Origin of the sequence: Neobacillus terrisolis (assembly GCF_051233475.1) — a bacterium.
GTDB lineage: Bacteria > Bacillota > Bacilli > Bacillales > Cytobacillaceae > Bacillus_BU.
Window position 1 is genome coordinate 128,511 of sequence record NZ_JBKFGH010000018.1, and the last position, 15,334, is coordinate 143,844.

Annotated in this window: 15 protein-coding genes; 3 read left to right on the forward strand and 12 right to left on the reverse strand. The window is 38.3% G+C overall.

The window, feature by feature from the left end:
- Positions 1-14: 14 nt before the first annotated feature.
- On the reverse strand, positions 15-857 hold the full coding sequence (locus ACI48O_RS12625; protein WP_435562169.1) for a metal ABC transporter permease: 843 nt from the start codon (positions 855-857) through the stop codon (positions 15-17).
- The gene (locus tag ACI48O_RS12630) at positions 854-1,639 is read right to left on the reverse strand and encodes a metal ABC transporter ATP-binding protein (RefSeq protein ID WP_435562170.1); all 786 of its coding nucleotides are present in this window, start codon (positions 1,637-1,639) and stop codon (positions 854-856) included. Before ACI48O_RS12630 ends, ACI48O_RS12625 begins: the two co-directional genes overlap by 4 nt.
- 166 nt (positions 1,640-1,805) lie before the next feature.
- On the opposite strand from ACI48O_RS12630, the gene ACI48O_RS12635 reads away from it, so the two are divergent.
- The gene (locus tag ACI48O_RS12635) at positions 1,806-2,066 is read left to right on the forward strand and encodes a DUF2624 domain-containing protein (protein WP_435562171.1); all 261 of its coding nucleotides are present in this window, start codon (positions 1,806-1,808) and stop codon (positions 2,064-2,066) included.
- 271 nt (positions 2,067-2,337) lie between these two features.
- Here the strand turns inward: ACI48O_RS12635 and ACI48O_RS12640 are convergent, their stop codons facing one another.
- The gene (locus tag ACI48O_RS12640; protein WP_435562172.1) at positions 2,338-3,231 is read right to left on the reverse strand and encodes a deoxyribonuclease IV; all 894 of its coding nucleotides are present in this window, start codon (positions 3,229-3,231) and stop codon (positions 2,338-2,340) included.
- Between the two features lie 28 nt (positions 3,232-3,259).
- Positions 3,260-4,576 carry a DEAD/DEAH box helicase gene (locus ACI48O_RS12645; protein WP_435562173.1) on the reverse strand — a complete coding sequence of 439 codons (1,317 nt, stop codon included), beginning with the start codon at positions 4,574-4,576 and terminating at the stop codon, positions 3,260-3,262.
- Between the two features lie 208 nt (positions 4,577-4,784).
- On the opposite strand from ACI48O_RS12645, the gene vrrA reads away from it, so the two are divergent.
- Positions 4,785-5,489, forward strand: coding sequence for a VrrA/YqfQ family protein (gene vrrA / locus ACI48O_RS12650; RefSeq protein WP_435562174.1), 705 nt, complete (start codon positions 4,785-4,787; stop codon positions 5,487-5,489).
- 221 nt (positions 5,490-5,710) lie between these two features.
- Positions 5,711-6,652 (forward strand): 4-hydroxy-3-methylbut-2-enyl diphosphate reductase, encoded by a 942-nt coding sequence (locus tag ACI48O_RS12655; protein WP_435562175.1) that lies wholly within the window; start codon positions 5,711-5,713, stop codon positions 6,650-6,652.
- Between the two features lie 419 nt (positions 6,653-7,071).
- Here the strand turns inward: ACI48O_RS12655 and ACI48O_RS12660 are convergent, their stop codons facing one another.
- From ACI48O_RS12660 to ACI48O_RS12695, 8 genes are all read right to left on the reverse strand, one after another.
- On the reverse strand, positions 7,072-8,187 hold the full coding sequence (locus ACI48O_RS12660; RefSeq protein WP_435562176.1) for a Nif3-like dinuclear metal center hexameric protein: 1,116 nt from the start codon (positions 8,185-8,187) through the stop codon (positions 7,072-7,074).
- A complete protein-coding gene (locus tag ACI48O_RS12665; protein ID WP_435562177.1) occupies positions 8,174-8,896 on the reverse strand; it encodes a tRNA (adenine(22)-N(1))-methyltransferase in 723 nt (240 codons plus the stop codon). The genes ACI48O_RS12660 and ACI48O_RS12665 overlap by 14 nt, the downstream gene beginning before the upstream one ends.
- A gap of 97 nt (positions 8,897-8,993) precedes the next feature.
- Positions 8,994-9,353 carry a cytochrome c550 gene (cccA, locus tag ACI48O_RS12670; protein WP_435562178.1) on the reverse strand — a complete coding sequence of 120 codons (360 nt, stop codon included), beginning with the start codon at positions 9,351-9,353 and terminating at the stop codon, positions 8,994-8,996.
- Positions 9,354-9,915: 562 nt separating this feature from the next.
- Positions 9,916-11,043 carry an RNA polymerase sigma factor RpoD gene (gene rpoD, locus ACI48O_RS12675; RefSeq protein ID WP_435562179.1) on the reverse strand — a complete coding sequence of 376 codons (1,128 nt, stop codon included), beginning with the start codon at positions 11,041-11,043 and terminating at the stop codon, positions 9,916-9,918.
- Between the two features lie 38 nt (positions 11,044-11,081).
- The gene (gene dnaG / locus ACI48O_RS12680; RefSeq protein WP_435562180.1) at positions 11,082-12,884 is read right to left on the reverse strand and encodes a DNA primase; all 1,803 of its coding nucleotides are present in this window, start codon (positions 12,882-12,884) and stop codon (positions 11,082-11,084) included.
- Between the two features lie 41 nt (positions 12,885-12,925).
- Positions 12,926-13,396 carry a YaiI/YqxD family protein gene (locus tag ACI48O_RS12685; RefSeq protein WP_435562246.1) on the reverse strand — a complete coding sequence of 157 codons (471 nt, stop codon included), beginning with the start codon at positions 13,394-13,396 and terminating at the stop codon, positions 12,926-12,928.
- Between the two features lie 318 nt (positions 13,397-13,714).
- Positions 13,715-14,530, reverse strand: coding sequence for a pyruvate, water dikinase regulatory protein (locus tag ACI48O_RS12690; protein WP_435562181.1), 816 nt, complete (start codon positions 14,528-14,530; stop codon positions 13,715-13,717).
- A gap of 29 nt (positions 14,531-14,559) precedes the next feature.
- Positions 14,560-15,195, reverse strand: a complete 636-nt coding sequence (locus tag ACI48O_RS12695) for a helix-turn-helix transcriptional regulator (protein ID WP_435562182.1) — start codon at positions 15,193-15,195, stop codon at positions 14,560-14,562.
- Between the last annotated feature and the right edge of the window lie 139 nt (positions 15,196-15,334).

The window sequence follows — 15,334 nt, forward strand, 5'->3', positions numbered from 1 at the left end:
TTATCACCCCAAAATCATACAGGACGTAAATTTTTTATTTTTTTTATTAAAATGGTAATAATTAAAATAAACACCGCCAAGACAACAATTGTTCCCCCTGGAGCCAAATCCAAATAATATGAGCTGAACAGACCGCCGAGCACGGCTGTTTCCCCAAAAATAACGGAATAAATAATCGTTTGTTTAAATCCTTTTGCAATCCGAATGCTCGCAGCAACCGGTAATGTCATTAATGATGACACCAGCAGGATTCCTACAATTCGCATTGAGGCTGCAATAACGAGGGCCACCATGACAATAAAGATGAAATGAACACTTTTTGCGGCAATCCCCGATGCTTTTGCATATTCCTCATCAAAAGAAAGCAGAAACAATTCTTTATACAATAGAAAAACAATCGTAACAACTAAAAGGCTTATCAACAAAATTGTCCATAGATCGGAACGACTTACCGCGCTCACACTTCCGAACAAATAACTATATAGATCCGTATTAAATCCATCAGCTAAAGAAATAAAAATAACGCCTAAACCAATTCCCCCGGATAAAATAATCGGAATCGCCAATTCTTGATAATGCTTATAAACACTTCTTAATTTTTCAATAAATATCGAGCCGGTAACTGAAAAAGCTATTCCCAAATACAGTGGATTTAAATTTGCAAACACAGCAAATTGTTTTGAAAGCAGTAAGCTTGCGGCAATCCCTGCTAAAGTTACATGACTCAAGGCATCTGCGATAAGCGAAAGGCGTCTGACAACGATAAAAACCCCAAGCAGCGGAGCAATAATCCCGATTATAATCCCCGTTAAAAAAGCGTTTTGAAGAAATTCATATTGTAAAATTCCTGAAATCATCCATTTGTTCCCCCAGTATGCGCATGATGATGGGTCAAAACATGAACATCATGGCCATAGAACTCTGTCATTTCCCCCAATTTAAGCTGTTCAAATTCTCTCGTTTCCCCATGAAAATGAAGATTCTTATTCAAACAAGCTACATGAGTCACTTTATCTGAAATCGTCCCAATATCATGAGTAACCAGTAAAAGCGTGATTCCTTCATGTTTGTTCAATTCCTCAAGCAATTGATAAAAAGACGACACGTTTTTCGCATCAACGCCAACCGTTGGTTCATCAAGGATCAACAGCTCCGGTTCACTAACAAGTGCTCGTGCAATGAAAACACGCTGTTGCTGCCCGCCTGACAATTCACCAATGTTTTGATTGATAAGGGACTCCATTCCGACTAATTGAACGGCATGATACACCTTTTTGCGGTCCTCTTTTGATAAGCTTCGAAATAGGCCAAGTTTCTTGGTCAAACCGCTTGCCACTACTTCAAATATGGTGGCTGGAAAGCCTGTGTTAAACGAATTGGCTTTTTGCGATACATAGCCAATTTTGTGCCAATCCTTAAAACGGGCGATTTCTTGTCCAAAAAGAGAAATTTCTCCGCTCTGCGGCCTAATTAAGCCCAAAATTAATTTTAATAGCGTTGATTTTCCAGATCCATTTGGTCCTACAATGCCCAGAAAAGCGCCTTTATGAATGCTTAGATTGATATCCTCCAGAACATTTTCTTTTTCATACCGGTAGGATACACCTTGTATTTTTACAATTGGTTCATGTTGATTCATTTTTATCACCCTATATCAGAATCATTCCGATTTAACATGTTGTAGTATACAATATCCTGCTTCTCTTTGTAAACCATTATTACCTTGTACACGGAAATATACAAGCACGAGAACGATTTCTAGTCACGATCCTGAAAAGTCGCTCATAAAGTATTAAGGAGGAGTGATGCAGGTGAGTATTTTTGAAAATATTATTAACTATAAGCTAAAAACAATTACTTCAGATGAGCTTTTAAAGTACGCGAATCCATTTAACATCAGCCTTTCTAAAAATCAGGCAGAAAAGATTGCCCAATACTTAAGAAGTACTAGGCTTAATATTTTTCAAGACAGCGAGCGGGCCCAAATGATTAAGGATATCGCCAAAATCACCGGACCGGAAACAGCTCGAGAAATAAACAAACTGTTTATTACATTTACAAAATAAAAAGCTCTGTTACATTTGGCTGTTGATTTCCGCTCCAGGTGCTCCCTTTCCGCGGGGGAGTCCTGGAGCCTCCTCGGCGCCATAGCGCCTGTGGGGTCTCCCGTGACACCTTCTCCCGCAGGAGTCTCGCACCTTCCGCTCCAATCAACAGAGTGCTCAAAATCAATATTGCTCGTTACACTAGCTCAATAAAAACTGTTATTCCTATTTTTCTAAATTTTTCAAAAAGAAAAAGCTGTGTTTTTAAGCACAGCTTTTTGTCATCATTATGTTAGCCTTGCATTATTTCATCTAACAAATTATCATTGAAAATCTGATTTTTAAGCATCGCAATTTCGTGTTTATATGGAGCCTTCTTATTATTTTTGTCTTCACCGACATAAGGTGTCTCTAGAATTTTTGGCACATTTGTTAATTGAGGATGATGGACAATATAGTTGAGTGTTTGAAACCCTATTTTGCCAAAACCGATATTCTCATGACGGTCTTTTCTCATTCCTCTTTCGTTTTTACTGTCATTAATGTGAAGGACCTTAATTCGATCAATCCCAATAATTTTATCAAATTCATTTAAAACCCCATCAAAATCGTCCACGATATTATACCCGGCATCATGAGTATGACAAGTATCAAAGCATACAGATAGCTTATCACTGTAGACCACTCCATCAATAATCATGGCCAATTCTTCAAAACTCTTGCCGCATTCAGAACCTTTTCCAGCCATGGTTTCAAGGGCAATTTGAAGGTTTTCTTTGCCTGTCAGTACCTCGTTTAGTCCTTCAACGATCTTCTTTATCCCTAACTCTGTCCCAGCTCCAACATGAGCACCAGGATGAAGGACAATTTGCTTTGCCCCAATCGCTTCTGTCCGTTCAATCTCGCTTCTTAAAAAACGAACACCTAGTTCAAACGTATCTGGATTTGTTGAATTCCCAATATTAATGATATACGGTGCATGGACCACGATTTCATCAATACCATTAAGCTCCATATGCCTGCGGCCTTCTTCGATATTTAAATCCTCGATTTTCTTTCGTCTCGTGTTTTGTGGAGCACCCGTATAAATCATAAATGTATTGGCTCCGTAGGAAACCGCCTCTGCACTTGCTGCTAACAACATTTTACTGCCGCTCATCGATACATGCGATCCAATTTTTAACATATGCTCCCTCTCCCCTTTTTAGCTTTTATTATTTTTTTCCTCGATTAAGCCGTCTTTGGCGTTTTTCGATTTTTTCTACTTCAGCTTGCATTTTCTTTTTATAGCCAGGTTTGACTTTTTTAGGTTTACGAACAAGGGATTTGGCTTGCTCTTTTACTTCATTACCTTGCTTTTGGCGGTTTTTCCGCTTATTGCGATCTCCTATATCGACCAGTTCGCCTTTGGCTAAATCAACATTTTTAAAGGAGATTCCGATTTTTTCAAGGCGATTTAAAGCATCCTCGTCAGCTGTCTCATATATTGTAAGTGCTACGCCTGATTTACCTGCGCGAGCTGTTCGGCCAACTCGATGAACATAAAAATCTAAATCAGCAGGTAATTCATAGTTAATAACATGACTTACACCCTCAATATCAATTCCGCGTGCCGCAAGATCGGTTGCGACAATGAACTGAAATTCCAAATCCTTGACTTGCTTCATCACCTTTTTCCGCTCACGCGGAGTTAAGTCGCCATGGATTCTACCAACTTTTAAGCCCTTTTCAATAAGCGCATCGGCCACTTCGTCAGCAGTCTTTTTCGTATTGGTGAAAACAATGGCCAAATACGGGTTAAATAACTTTAAGGCTTCAAATGTTAAACCCACTTTATTTCGATGACGACCTGGAAGTAGCAGGTGGTCAATCTTTTCCGCTGCTGCTAGCTTAGGCTCAATGTGAACAAAATTGGGATTCTCCATATACTTCTTTAGGAAAGGCTTAAGCTTTTCCGGAATGGTTGCAGAGAAAACATACATTTGAAGGTTCTCTTGCATTCGGGATGCGATCTGATCCACATCTTCAATAAAGCCCATATCGAGAACCAAGTCTGCTTCATCCACGACAAGAATGTCTGCTGTATAAACAATCAAGGCTTGATCCTTTACTAAATCATTTATTCTTCCCGGAGTTCCAACAACAATATGAGGCTGTATTTTTAATCTTTCAATTGTCCGCTGCTTGTCCGTTCCGCCCATAAAGCATCTTGCTGATATTTCTTCACCCGGCTTGCTATGAGATGTAACCTTTAGGATCTCTCGGTAGATTTGATCAGCAAGCTCTCTTGTTGGAGCAGTGATGACTGCCTGAACCTCTTGACGTGCAGGATCTATTTTTTGTAAGATCGGTAAAATATAAGAATGGGTTTTTCCTGTACCAGTCTGTGACTGGCCAATCGTACTTTCCCCCTTCATTACTAACGGAATCATCCGCTTTTGAATTTCCGTTGGTTCATAAAATCCTAAATCACCAATCGCTTCTATTATGAACGGTTTAAACTCATATCGATCAAATTTTGTTTTATTCATTCTTTATCTCCTAACTTTTCTCGTCTAACATCCATCCTGTTATTATAATAAAGTTTGTTATAAATCTCCACTTATCTTATTAGTATCCTCAGCACGGATTGAAATAAACTTATAGCATCCGCATTTTTGACCTCCAATTTACCTAACCTTATCGTGAATAACTGCATAGAGTAAAGAGAGAATGTATGCATTGAAAGGAGGTTTTCCTGTGGTTCGAAGACAACAAACACCTTTTCAGTGGGGTCCCCCAAGAGGTCAAATTGATCCATATAATCGATTCCCTTATCATCCAATGATGTATAGACAACAACGGCCATCTAGGCGGCAAATGAGGATGATGGGGTCAACTGGTCAAATGAGTCCCTTTGGTCAAATGGGATCAACCCCTACAAGGTCTGGCGGAGGATTGCTTGCAAGGATTTTCAGAAAAAAGACCCCCCCAATGGGAGGTTTCCCTGGAATGTTCCCTCCAGGTAAAGTCGGTACAGCATCCGCAGGAAGTGGTTCATTTCTAAAATCAATTACAGATCCTTCTGCCATTTCTGGATTTCTTAACAATACTCAACAGATACTTAGTGCCATTCAACAATTCACTCCAATGGTTTCACAATACGGTCCACTCGTCAAAAATTTACCAGCTATGTGGAAGCTGTATCGTGGCTTAAAAGACGCGACTTCAGACAGTGAAAATGAAGATGAACCAGTTGAATCATCAATACATTTGAATGATGATAATGAGAGTTCTTCATTAAGAAACACCAGCAGTAATGGAGATTTTAAAAAGCGAACCAATAAAGCTTCAACCCTAGATATTCAGGATGATGAGGGCGATCAGGAAAGTAGCGATGAACACAATCAGACAAAAGATAGGCAGCTTCATGAACGCCGCTCCTACCCTAGGATGTATATTTAGTCTTAATTAATTGTTTTATAGGTATAGCATCCCTTTATGAATCTACTCGCTGTAGAAAGCTGATAACAGCTTACAAACATCGGGTAGTTTTTTATTTATGAATCAGTTTACATTTATGGAAACGATTGTTCTTTGGAGATGGGTTTTTGAAATATAGCGGGTAGTCTTATATAATGAATACATAGATAAACCAATTAAGCAAATTAGGGGGAAACTGTTTCATGAAGGTCATTAAAATCTCACCTCGTGGCTATTGTTACGGAGTTGTGGATGCAATGGTAATTGCCCGCAATGCCGCTTTAGATAAATCGTTACCACGTCCGATATATATTCTTGGCATGATTGTCCACAATAAACATGTCACAGATGCTTTTGAAGAAGAAGGCATTATTACTCTTGACGGAAAGAACCGACTCGAGATCTTAGAAAAGGTTGACAAAGGAACCGTCATCTTTACGGCACATGGCATCTCCCCAGAAGTTAGGGAACTGGCAAAACAAAAGGGATTAGTAACCATTGATGCCACCTGTCCCGATGTAACGAAAACCCATAATTTAATATTAGAAAAAGAAAAAGAAGGATACCAAATCATATATATAGGCAAAAAAGGGCATCCTGAGCCAGAAGGTGCGGTAGGTGTAGCACCACATGCTGTTCACTTAGTTGAAACGGTAGCAGACGTTGAAGCACTTCATTTAGAAGCCGACAAAATCATAGTGACAAACCAAACCACAATGAGCCAATGGGATGTTAAACATATAATGGAAAAGGTAGAGCAAAAGTTTCCACATGTTGAGGTCCACAATGAAATTTGTATGGCCACCCAAGTCCGTCAGGAAGCAGTTGCTGAGCAAGCTGGCGAGGCGGATGTTTTAATCGTTGTCGGAGATCCAAAAAGTAATAATTCAAACCGCTTAGCTCAAGTATCAGAAGAAATAGCCGGAACAAAATCTTACCGTATTGCTGATATTACGGAATTGGACATTGACTGGATCAAGGATGCGAAAACCGTTGCTGTTACTTCAGGTGCGTCCACACCGACACCAATCACCAAGGAAGTAATCTCGTATCTTGAACAATTTGATCCTTTAGATGAAACGACTTGGAGTAAAGAAAAGAAGGTACCGTTAAATAAAATATTGCCAAAAATCAAGAATACTTAAAAAAAGCACCGCACAATGCGGTGTTTTTTGTTTGAGAAAAGCAATAGTACAGTCCTACAGATTTGAGATTGAAGCTTCTTCAACGTAAAGGCCTGCCTTGCTGAAACCTGTTAAGCTTTCACCGTTTTAAACCTAAGCGGACACAGAGTACCTTATTTTGATTAAAATCGCCTTTTTTTCGTTTAAGCGGACACAGGATACCTTATTTTCATAAAAATCACTGAATCATGCCGATTTACTACCGAATAAAGGCTCTGGTGTCCGTTAACCTATCAAAACACCCCTTAATGCCATAAATAGCGGCAATGGTGTCCGCCAAACAAACAAACAAACAAACAAACAAACAACTAACATACATACATACATACATACATCAACCACACTGAAAAGATCGTTTATACAACACGCAGTCTCTTCTTTTATAAAAACTGAAACGGATCTGTACTAAGCTCTGAAGGGAATATATTTACCTCATATCCCTTGTCGTTACACATTTTCGTTAAGACATTTGTTACACCTTGCTTCATAACCATTTCGATATGATGACCTGGATCAACAATATTTAATCCCGAGACAAATGCATCATGCGCCACATGATAATACAAATCACCTGTTACATATACATCTGCACCTTTAAACTTTGCTTGGCTCCAATATTTGTTTCCGTCTCCGCCTAATACGGCTACCTTTTTTATTGGAGCGTTCAGATCCCCTACGACCCGAACACCACTAAGTCCAAACACATGCTTCACATGTTCAGCAAATTCTTTTAAAGTCATGTCTGTTATAGTTCCAATTCTGCCAAGACCAAGCTCGGTACCCTTATTATCCAACGGATAAATATCATAAGCCACTTCTTCATAAGGATGCGCCTTAAACATTGCCGAAAGAAGCTTCTTTTCGATGCTAGCTGGAAATATTGTTTCAATTCGTTCCTCTTGAACAGCTTCGATTTCGCCTACTTGCCCAATAAATGGATTTGAATTTACTTCCGGGAGGAAATAGCCCATTCCTTCGCTTGAAAAAGAACAGTTACTATAATTTCCAATTGCCCCCGCTCCAGCTGAGCCAAAAGCTTCTCGAACAAGCTGGCTATGTGTTTTTGGGACAAAGACAACTAATTTTTTCATTTTCATCTCATAAGTTGGTACTAAAACTTCAACGTTTTGCAGACCAAGCGCTTCAGCTAAGAGATCATTCACCCCGCCTTCAGTCACATCTAAGTTTGTATGAGCTGCGTAAACTGCAATGTCATGCTTTATTAATTTTTCAAAGATTCGACCTTGGGGTGTATCGGTCACCAATTTCTGAAGCGGTCGAAAAATGGGTGGATGGTGAGCAATAATTAATTGGACATTTTTTTGGATCGCCTCATCTACGATGTTTTCTAGGACATCTAATGTAATCATGACATTTTCGATTGGCTTATTTAAACGGCCAATTTGCAAACCGATTTTATCCCCCTCCATTGCATATCCTTTTGGCGAAAACTTCTCAAACAATTCAATCATTTCATGTCCATTAACTTTCTTCATTGCCCTTAAATGCCTCCTCGACAATCTTCACCTTTTGCAATAACTCTTGTCTTTTTTGCTCAATTTCAGGATTCATTCCACCCTGTTCAAGCTGCTGCAAAATACGAAGCCAGTTTTCCTTTTCCGCTTGCCATTTCTGCTTAAATGCAGCATTTTGTTTCTTTTTCAAATAAGGTCCAAGTAAAAGTCCCGACTCGATGTCTTGTTCATAGCCCGTTAAAGGACTTCCTTGTTCCGCAACCAATACCTCGTATACTTTTCCGTCCTCCGCTATGATCTCTTCCTCTATAAGCATCCAGCCATTTTCTAACAACCATTTACGAACCGCCTTAGAACCAACATTAGGTTGTAATATTAACCGTTTTATTGTGCCAAGCTTTTCCTTTCCCCGCTCCAAAATAGTCGAGATAAGTGTCCCACCCATTCCGCAAATCGTAATACAATCTACTTCATTAGGATTTATTACAGCTAAACCATCACCCTTTCGGACCAATATCTTAGATTCAAGCCCTTCAAGTTTGACTTGTTTCATTGCAGATTGGTAAGGCCCCTCGACCACCTCCCCAGCAATAGCGAAGGGCGAGATACCCTTAGAAACAACATGACAAGGAAGATAAGCATGATCTGAGCCAATATCCGCAATTTTTAAACCTTGAGGTATGTATTTAACTACTGTTTGCAACCGTAGCGATAAAATTTCCGTATTCATATGTACCCACACTTTCATTAACAATATCCATCATTATAAAACATTACCCTTTTAAGTATAGAAAAAGTCCTTTGCATATGCAAAGGACTTTCCACAATTATTTAATTTCAGCCAGCCATTTTGCCATATCGGCTGCTTTATCCTCTGGAACTAATCCAGGAGGCATGCTGTTTCTACCTTTTGTCACAACAGTCTTGATTTCATCTTGTGACAATCTTTTTCCAACACCTTTTAATGCCGGACCTACTCCCCCACTGTAGTCGGCACCGTGACATCCTACACAGCTCTGCTTGTAAATGTCCTCTGGATTGGCAGCAACTTCTTCAGTCTTTCCGCCGCCTTCTTTTTCTTTTGCAAGTTCTTCCGCGTCCCCTAACCCTTTGAATGATAGCAAAAACATTAGGCCAATCCCAAAAATCATGATGACCACGAACGGGATGATCGGATTACGATTCATGATATTACCTCCTATGTAATAACGATCAAATAAATAAATCTTCAAACAACTTTTATTTTACTTGAAAATTCAAAATTGTAAAAGCCCTAAAGTAAACTTTATCACAGGAATTGACAAATAATGTGTAAATAATCTGAAGAATTAGACGAAGTTCGATATTGAATACGCTTACATTTGCATCTATAATATTAATTATAATAGTTTTCTAAATATTTTGAATACAGATAGATAATATCAATATTTCCTTTGAAAACTCATTTGCAAACTAAATAATTATTCAGTAAAATAATAGAAAATACAAATAAAGGAATTTATTTGTAAAAAGTCTTTGTAAATAGCCTGTTGATTTCCGCTGTAGATGCTCGCTTTCCGCGGGGGAGTCCGCGAGCCTCCTCGGCGCCATAGCGCCTGTGGGGTCTCCCGTGACACCTTCTCCCGCAGGAGTCTCGCACCTTCCGCTCCAATCAACAGAGTGCTCAAAAATCAACATTGTTCTTTAACACAGCTGTAAAAAAAAATAGCTTACTTCATTTAAGAAGTAAACTATCTTTATTGTTATGATTTATTCAAGAAAATCCTTTAATCGTTTGCTTCGACTTGGGTGTCTTAGCTTTCGAAGGGCTTTTGCTTCGATTTGACGAATCCGTTCACGGGTAACGCCAAAAACCTTTCCGACCTCTTCAAGTGTTCTTGTGCGTCCATCGTCTAAACCGAAGCGAAGACGAAGCACGTTTTCTTCACGGTCAGTCAATGTATCAAGAACATCTTCAAGCTGCTCTTTTAACAGTTCATAGGCTGCATGCTCGGAAGGTGAGGTTGCATCTTGGTCCTCAATGAAATCACCTAAATGTGAATCATCTTCTTCGCCAATTGGTGTTTCTAATGAAACTGGTTCTTGAGCGATTTTCAGAATCTCACGAACTTTATCTGGAGTTAAATCCATATCCTCGGCAATTTCTTCTGGAGTTGGTTCGCGGCCAAGATCTTGAAGTAATTGTCTTTGAACCCGGATTAATTTATTTATCGTTTCAACCATATGCACAGGGATTCGGATTGTTCTTGCTTGGTCAGCAATTGCTCTAGTAATCGCTTGGCGAATCCACCAGGTTGCATACGTACTAAATTTAAAGCCTTTACGATAGTCGAATTTTTCTACCGCTTTAATTAATCCCATATTTCCTTCTTGAATAAGGTCAAGAAATAGCATTCCACGACCGACATAACGCTTGGCAATGCTGACAACAAGACGTAAGTTTGCCTCAGCAAGACGTCTTTTTGCCTCTTCGTCTCCTTCTTCGATTCGAGTGGCTAAATTAATCTCTTCCTCAGCGGAAAGAAGATCAACGCGACCAATTTCTTTTAGGTACATTCTAACGGGATCATTAATTTTAACACCTGGAGGAACACTAAGATCATTTAAATCAAACTCTTCTTCATCTTCCTTAGTTAAATCGGGAAGACTTGGATCTTCTTCGTCCCCATCTCCAACTAATTCAATACCTTGGTCCCCTAAAAATTCATAAAATTCATCCATTTGGTGAGAATCTAATTCAAACTGAGCTAATTTTTCAGCAATGTCATCATAATTAAGGACGCCAATTTTTTTCCCAGTTTCAGTCAACTGGTCCTTTATCTGTTCCAGGGTCATATCTGAATCGACCTCTTTCGAACGGGCTGGTTTTTCAGCCATATGTCCCCCTCCTTCCAAAAATCAAAGATACAATAGATCTATAGCGACTTGCGCAGTTGGATGATTTCCATTGCGATAGCGGCTGCTTTAAGAAAATCCCTTTGACGCTCTGCTTCCGTTCTTTCCGCCTCTTTTTCTTTTATCTTTAACATTTTTTGATGATTCAACACCTGTTTTATATAATCAGATAATTCCTTTTCAGCTAATTCTTCATTAACCAGCATCATTTCAATCTCTGTAATAATTCGGCGAAGTCTTTCATCTTGAACAAAGTTTAAAAACAAGCTGGGATCAGGTTGGTTTCCTTCTTCATAAAAACCGAGTAAGTAAGTAAAAATGGCTTGGTGTTCATCAATGTTAAAGGTATTTCCTTGCAGTAATTGCTGCACTTTAAAGGCGACCTCACTGCTTTTCAGCATGTGAGCAATTAAATGCCGTTCCGCATTATAGTAAGCAGGCTTTAATTGATCAATTTGCTTTCTGATCAGTACTGGTTGATTAGATCCTTTTTGCTTTTTGAGTTGATTTTCCGGTTTCCCACCGCTATAACTTTGTAATTGTTGTAATAACGCATCCAGGGATAAGGAAAATTCATTGGCTATTTGCCGAAGATAATGATCTCTTTCAACTGCTTTTTCCAGTTTGCTGATCTCTTTTAATACTTCTTCGATATAAAGGAGCCGTTCTCCTTCATGTTGAAGATTTTTTCCACGCCGGTAATAAAGAAGTTTAAAGGACATGAACGTAATACTGGCCCCTATTACATCGTGAAAGAATTTCTCCTCACCGAATTGTTTGATGTAGTCATCAGGGTCTAGTCCTTCAGGCATTACGGCCACAAAAACATTGCTGCCGGCAGCTGTAAGCATGTTACCGGCACGATATGAAGCCTCAATTCCTGCATGGTCAGCATCATAGCAAATCGTTACGGTTTGACAATCACGCCGCAATATTTCAACATGTTCCTCTGTCAAAGATGTACCCATTGTGGCAACACCGTTAACTACACCGGATCGATCTGCAGCAATTACATCTGCAAATCCTTCAAAAAGAACTGCTTGTTGATGTTTTCGGATATGAGATCTTGCTAAATGATAATTATATATAATTTTACTTTTATTAAAGATTGCTGTTTCAGGACTATTTAAATATTTGGGGTCTTCGCCCCCGAGTGATCTCCCGGAAAAAGCAATCGTATTCCCATTTCGGTCAAATATCGGAAACATAATCCGATTTCGAAAACGATCAAAAACGTTTCCGTCCCGTTCCCTTTTAATAATTAACCCCGATTTTTCCAACAAATCAATTGAAAAACCCTTTTTGGTTAAAAGCTTAAAAGTATAATCCCAAGAGGGCAGTGCGTAGCCAATTTGAAATTTTTCAATGGACTCATTGGTAAAGCCTCTTTTTAATAAATATTCAAGGGCTTCCTGACCATCTTTTGTGTTTACTAATAAATGATGATAAAATTTACGTAATAAATCGTGGGCATCCAACATTTGTTGGAAATCCTTTGAAATGGATTTTGCTGGTACATTTGTCTGGATTTCAAGTTCTATATTAGCTCTTTCAGCTAATTTCATTGCTGCTTCAACAAATGTTAATCCATCTTTCTCCATTAAAAATGAGAAAACATTTCCTCCAGCTTTACATCCAAAGCAATGGTAAATTTGTTTGTCGGGCGATACTGAAAAAGAAGGGGTACTTTCACCGTGAAATGGACATAATCCAAAATAATTTCGTCCATGCTTCTTCAGTTGAATATATTCGCTTATCACATCGACAATATCCACTGATTGACGAATTTGATTAATTTTTTCTTCGGCAATTAGTTCTGCCATGAAAACAACTCCATCACAAAGTGAAAATTTCTTTCTCTTGATTATTTTCTTACATAATTCGACAAAAGCAAGGTCAGTTGATTGATAAACCTTTGCCGATCTTCCTTTGAGAAAGGTTTTGGACCTTTCCCAAAATTCCCCTGACGGCGGGCCTTTGCTGAAAGATATCTCATATCCAGAGCTGTAACGATGTCCTCTTCGTTATAAATACTTCCCCGTGGAGATAGGACAAAAACCTCCTTTGGCAAAAGGGTTGAAGCTAACCCAATATCCTGTGTAACAACAATATCTCTTTTGTTCACATGATTAAGTATAAATAAGTCAGCCGCTTCCTTTTCATTCTCAACATAGACCCATCGTTCCTCAGCTGTATGGTTCGACACATGTGAATAGGATGCAACAAAAATAACCTCAAACAAGAATTTGTTAGCAATTTGGATGATTTCTTGTTTGACTGGACAAGAATCAGCATCGACAAATAGAGTCGGCTGATTAATTTTATAACTAATTATTCTACATCACTCCACATATTCCTTCTTTTGAGGATAACTTTTCACTAGGGAAACGTGTCGATTTTTTTTACAGGGGTTTCCTTGACATCTCACAATAAATAGTTTATTCGTTCACAATCAACTCTAAACCTATTTCTGATACATTTTTATCACAATTTTTTATTATAGTATATTGCCTTTAGTTTTTCCATCGCTTTTTTTAAAAAAACTTTGGATTAAAGGCTTTTTAATTAAAGTATTTTGTTTTCCGACACATTTTTGAAATATTTTACCGTTTGACTAATAAAAGAGCTAACACTAATGTGTCAGCTCTTACGTTTAACTTTGTAATTTTTTATTGTACATATTCCAAATAACATTTGCTGTTTCCTCAACCGCTTTGTTGGTCACATCAATGACTGGGCAACCGATTTTGGCAACAACCTTTTCAAAAAAGGCAAGTTCTTCTTTGATTCGTTCAATATTCGCATAGCTTGCTTTATCGTTTAAACCAAGTGAAATTAACCGTTCTCTTCGAATTTGATTCAATTTATCAGGGCTTATTTTTAAAGCAAAGCATTTATTCGGTGCAGAAACGAAAATTTCTTCAGGAGGATCCACTTCTGGTACGATTGGTACATTTGCAACCTTCAATCTTTTATGGGCAAGATACTGTGATAATGGTGTTTTTGAAGTTCGCGAAACACCAAGTAAAACAATATCCGCTTTGATAATACCGCGTGGATCGCGACCATCATCATATTTTACAGCAAATTCAATTGCTTCTACCTTTTTAAAATAATCCTCATCAAGCTTGCGAACAAGACCTGGTTCATTTAGTGGTTTCGTTCCACATAAATTCTCAATTTGATCCATTATTGGACCGATTAAATCACAAGCCTGAATGCCTTCCATTTGAGTAATGTCACGCATATAATTGCGCATATCCGGTTTAACCAATGTATAAGCAATCATGCCTTTATCTAGTTTTACTAAAGAGATCACTTCATCTAAATGTGCCGTATCTTCAACATAAGGGAATCGTTTAATTGTTACATTAGCACCATTAAACTGACTGATTGCAGCTTTGGTGACAAGCTCAGCTGTTTCCCCAACAGAATCAGAAACGACGTATATAATTGGCAGCCTATTCATTCCTTTATACCATCTCCTAAGGTTTGACCTTATTCTCCAGATGCAAGAGCGACAAAGGCCTTTGTAATATTAGTTTTTGTCACCCGACCTACCACTTCAAAACCTTTTTCGGTTTCTTTTACAACAGGTAAGGCATCAATTTGTTTTTCGATTAATTTAATGGCAATATCAATTAACAAATCATCTCGCTGACAAACAGTAATATTTGGCATTCTCGTCATGATAATATTTACCGGTAAGGCAGCTAATTCCTGTTTACCCAAGCTTGCTCGCAGCAAGTCTTTTCGCGAAAGTACTCCAACTAATATCGAGTTTTGATCGATAACAAATAAAGTTCCTACATCCTCTAGAAACATGGTTACAATCGCATCATAAACTGAAACACTTTCATTAATGACAACTGGAATTGATTGATAGTCCTTAACATATATTTTGTTTAAATTTTCGGTAAGCAGCTGAACTCCTGATTTGCCTGTATAAAAATAACCAACCCGTGGTCTGGCATCCAAATATCCTGCCATAGTTAGTATAGCTAAATCAGGGCGAAGCGTCGCTCTTGTTAAGTTTAGCCGTTCAGCAATATTTTCACCTGTGATTGGTCCATTGTCTTTTACAATCTGAAGAATTTGTTCTTGCCGATTATTCAGTTCGATTGTCCTCACCACCCTGTTAAAAAACCATTTATGTAAAACCTTTATTTATAAGGCTATACTATTTAAAATTATTATATACTAATTATCCTGTTTGAAAAGGTAAGAAACAAGGTAAAAACGTGAAAAATTAAGGAAAAAGTGCGGAGATTCC

Bases quoted from the DNA above. Each gene is read 5' to 3' on its own strand.
- ACI48O_RS12690 (WP_435562181.1), bottom strand. From the start codon at position 14,530: ATGAATAGGCTGCCAATTATATACGTCGTTTCTGATTCTGTTGGGGAA.
- ACI48O_RS12655 (WP_435562175.1), top strand. From the start codon at position 5,711: ATGAAGGTCATTAAAATCTCACCTCGTGGCTATTGTTACGGAGTTGTG.
- ACI48O_RS12630 (WP_435562170.1), bottom strand. From the start codon at position 1,639: ATGAATCAACATGAACCAATTGTAAAAATACAAGGTGTATCCTACCGG.
- ACI48O_RS12640 (WP_435562172.1), bottom strand. From the start codon at position 3,231: ATGTTAAAAATTGGATCGCATGTATCGATGAGCGGCAGTAAAATGTTG.
- ACI48O_RS12635 (WP_435562171.1), top strand. From the start codon at position 1,806: ATGCAGGTGAGTATTTTTGAAAATATTATTAACTATAAGCTAAAAACA.
- rpoD (WP_435562179.1), bottom strand. From the start codon at position 11,043: ATGGCTGAAAAACCAGCCCGTTCGAAAGAGGTCGATTCAGATATGACC.
- cccA (WP_435562178.1), bottom strand. From the start codon at position 9,353: ATGAATCGTAATCCGATCATCCCGTTCGTGGTCATCATGATTTTTGGG.
- ACI48O_RS12645 (WP_435562173.1), bottom strand. From the start codon at position 4,576: ATGAATAAAACAAAATTTGATCGATATGAGTTTAAACCGTTCATAATA.
- ACI48O_RS12665 (WP_435562177.1), bottom strand. From the start codon at position 8,896: ATGAATACGGAAATTTTATCGCTACGGTTGCAAACAGTAGTTAAATAC.
- ACI48O_RS12625 (WP_435562169.1), bottom strand. From the start codon at position 857: ATGATTTCAGGAATTTTACAATATGAATTTCTTCAAAACGCTTTTTTA.
- ACI48O_RS12660 (WP_435562176.1), bottom strand. From the start codon at position 8,187: ATGAAGAAAGTTAATGGACATGAAATGATTGAATTGTTTGAGAAGTTT.
- dnaG (WP_435562180.1), bottom strand. From the start codon at position 12,884: ATGGCAGAACTAATTGCCGAAGAAAAAATTAATCAAATTCGTCAATCA.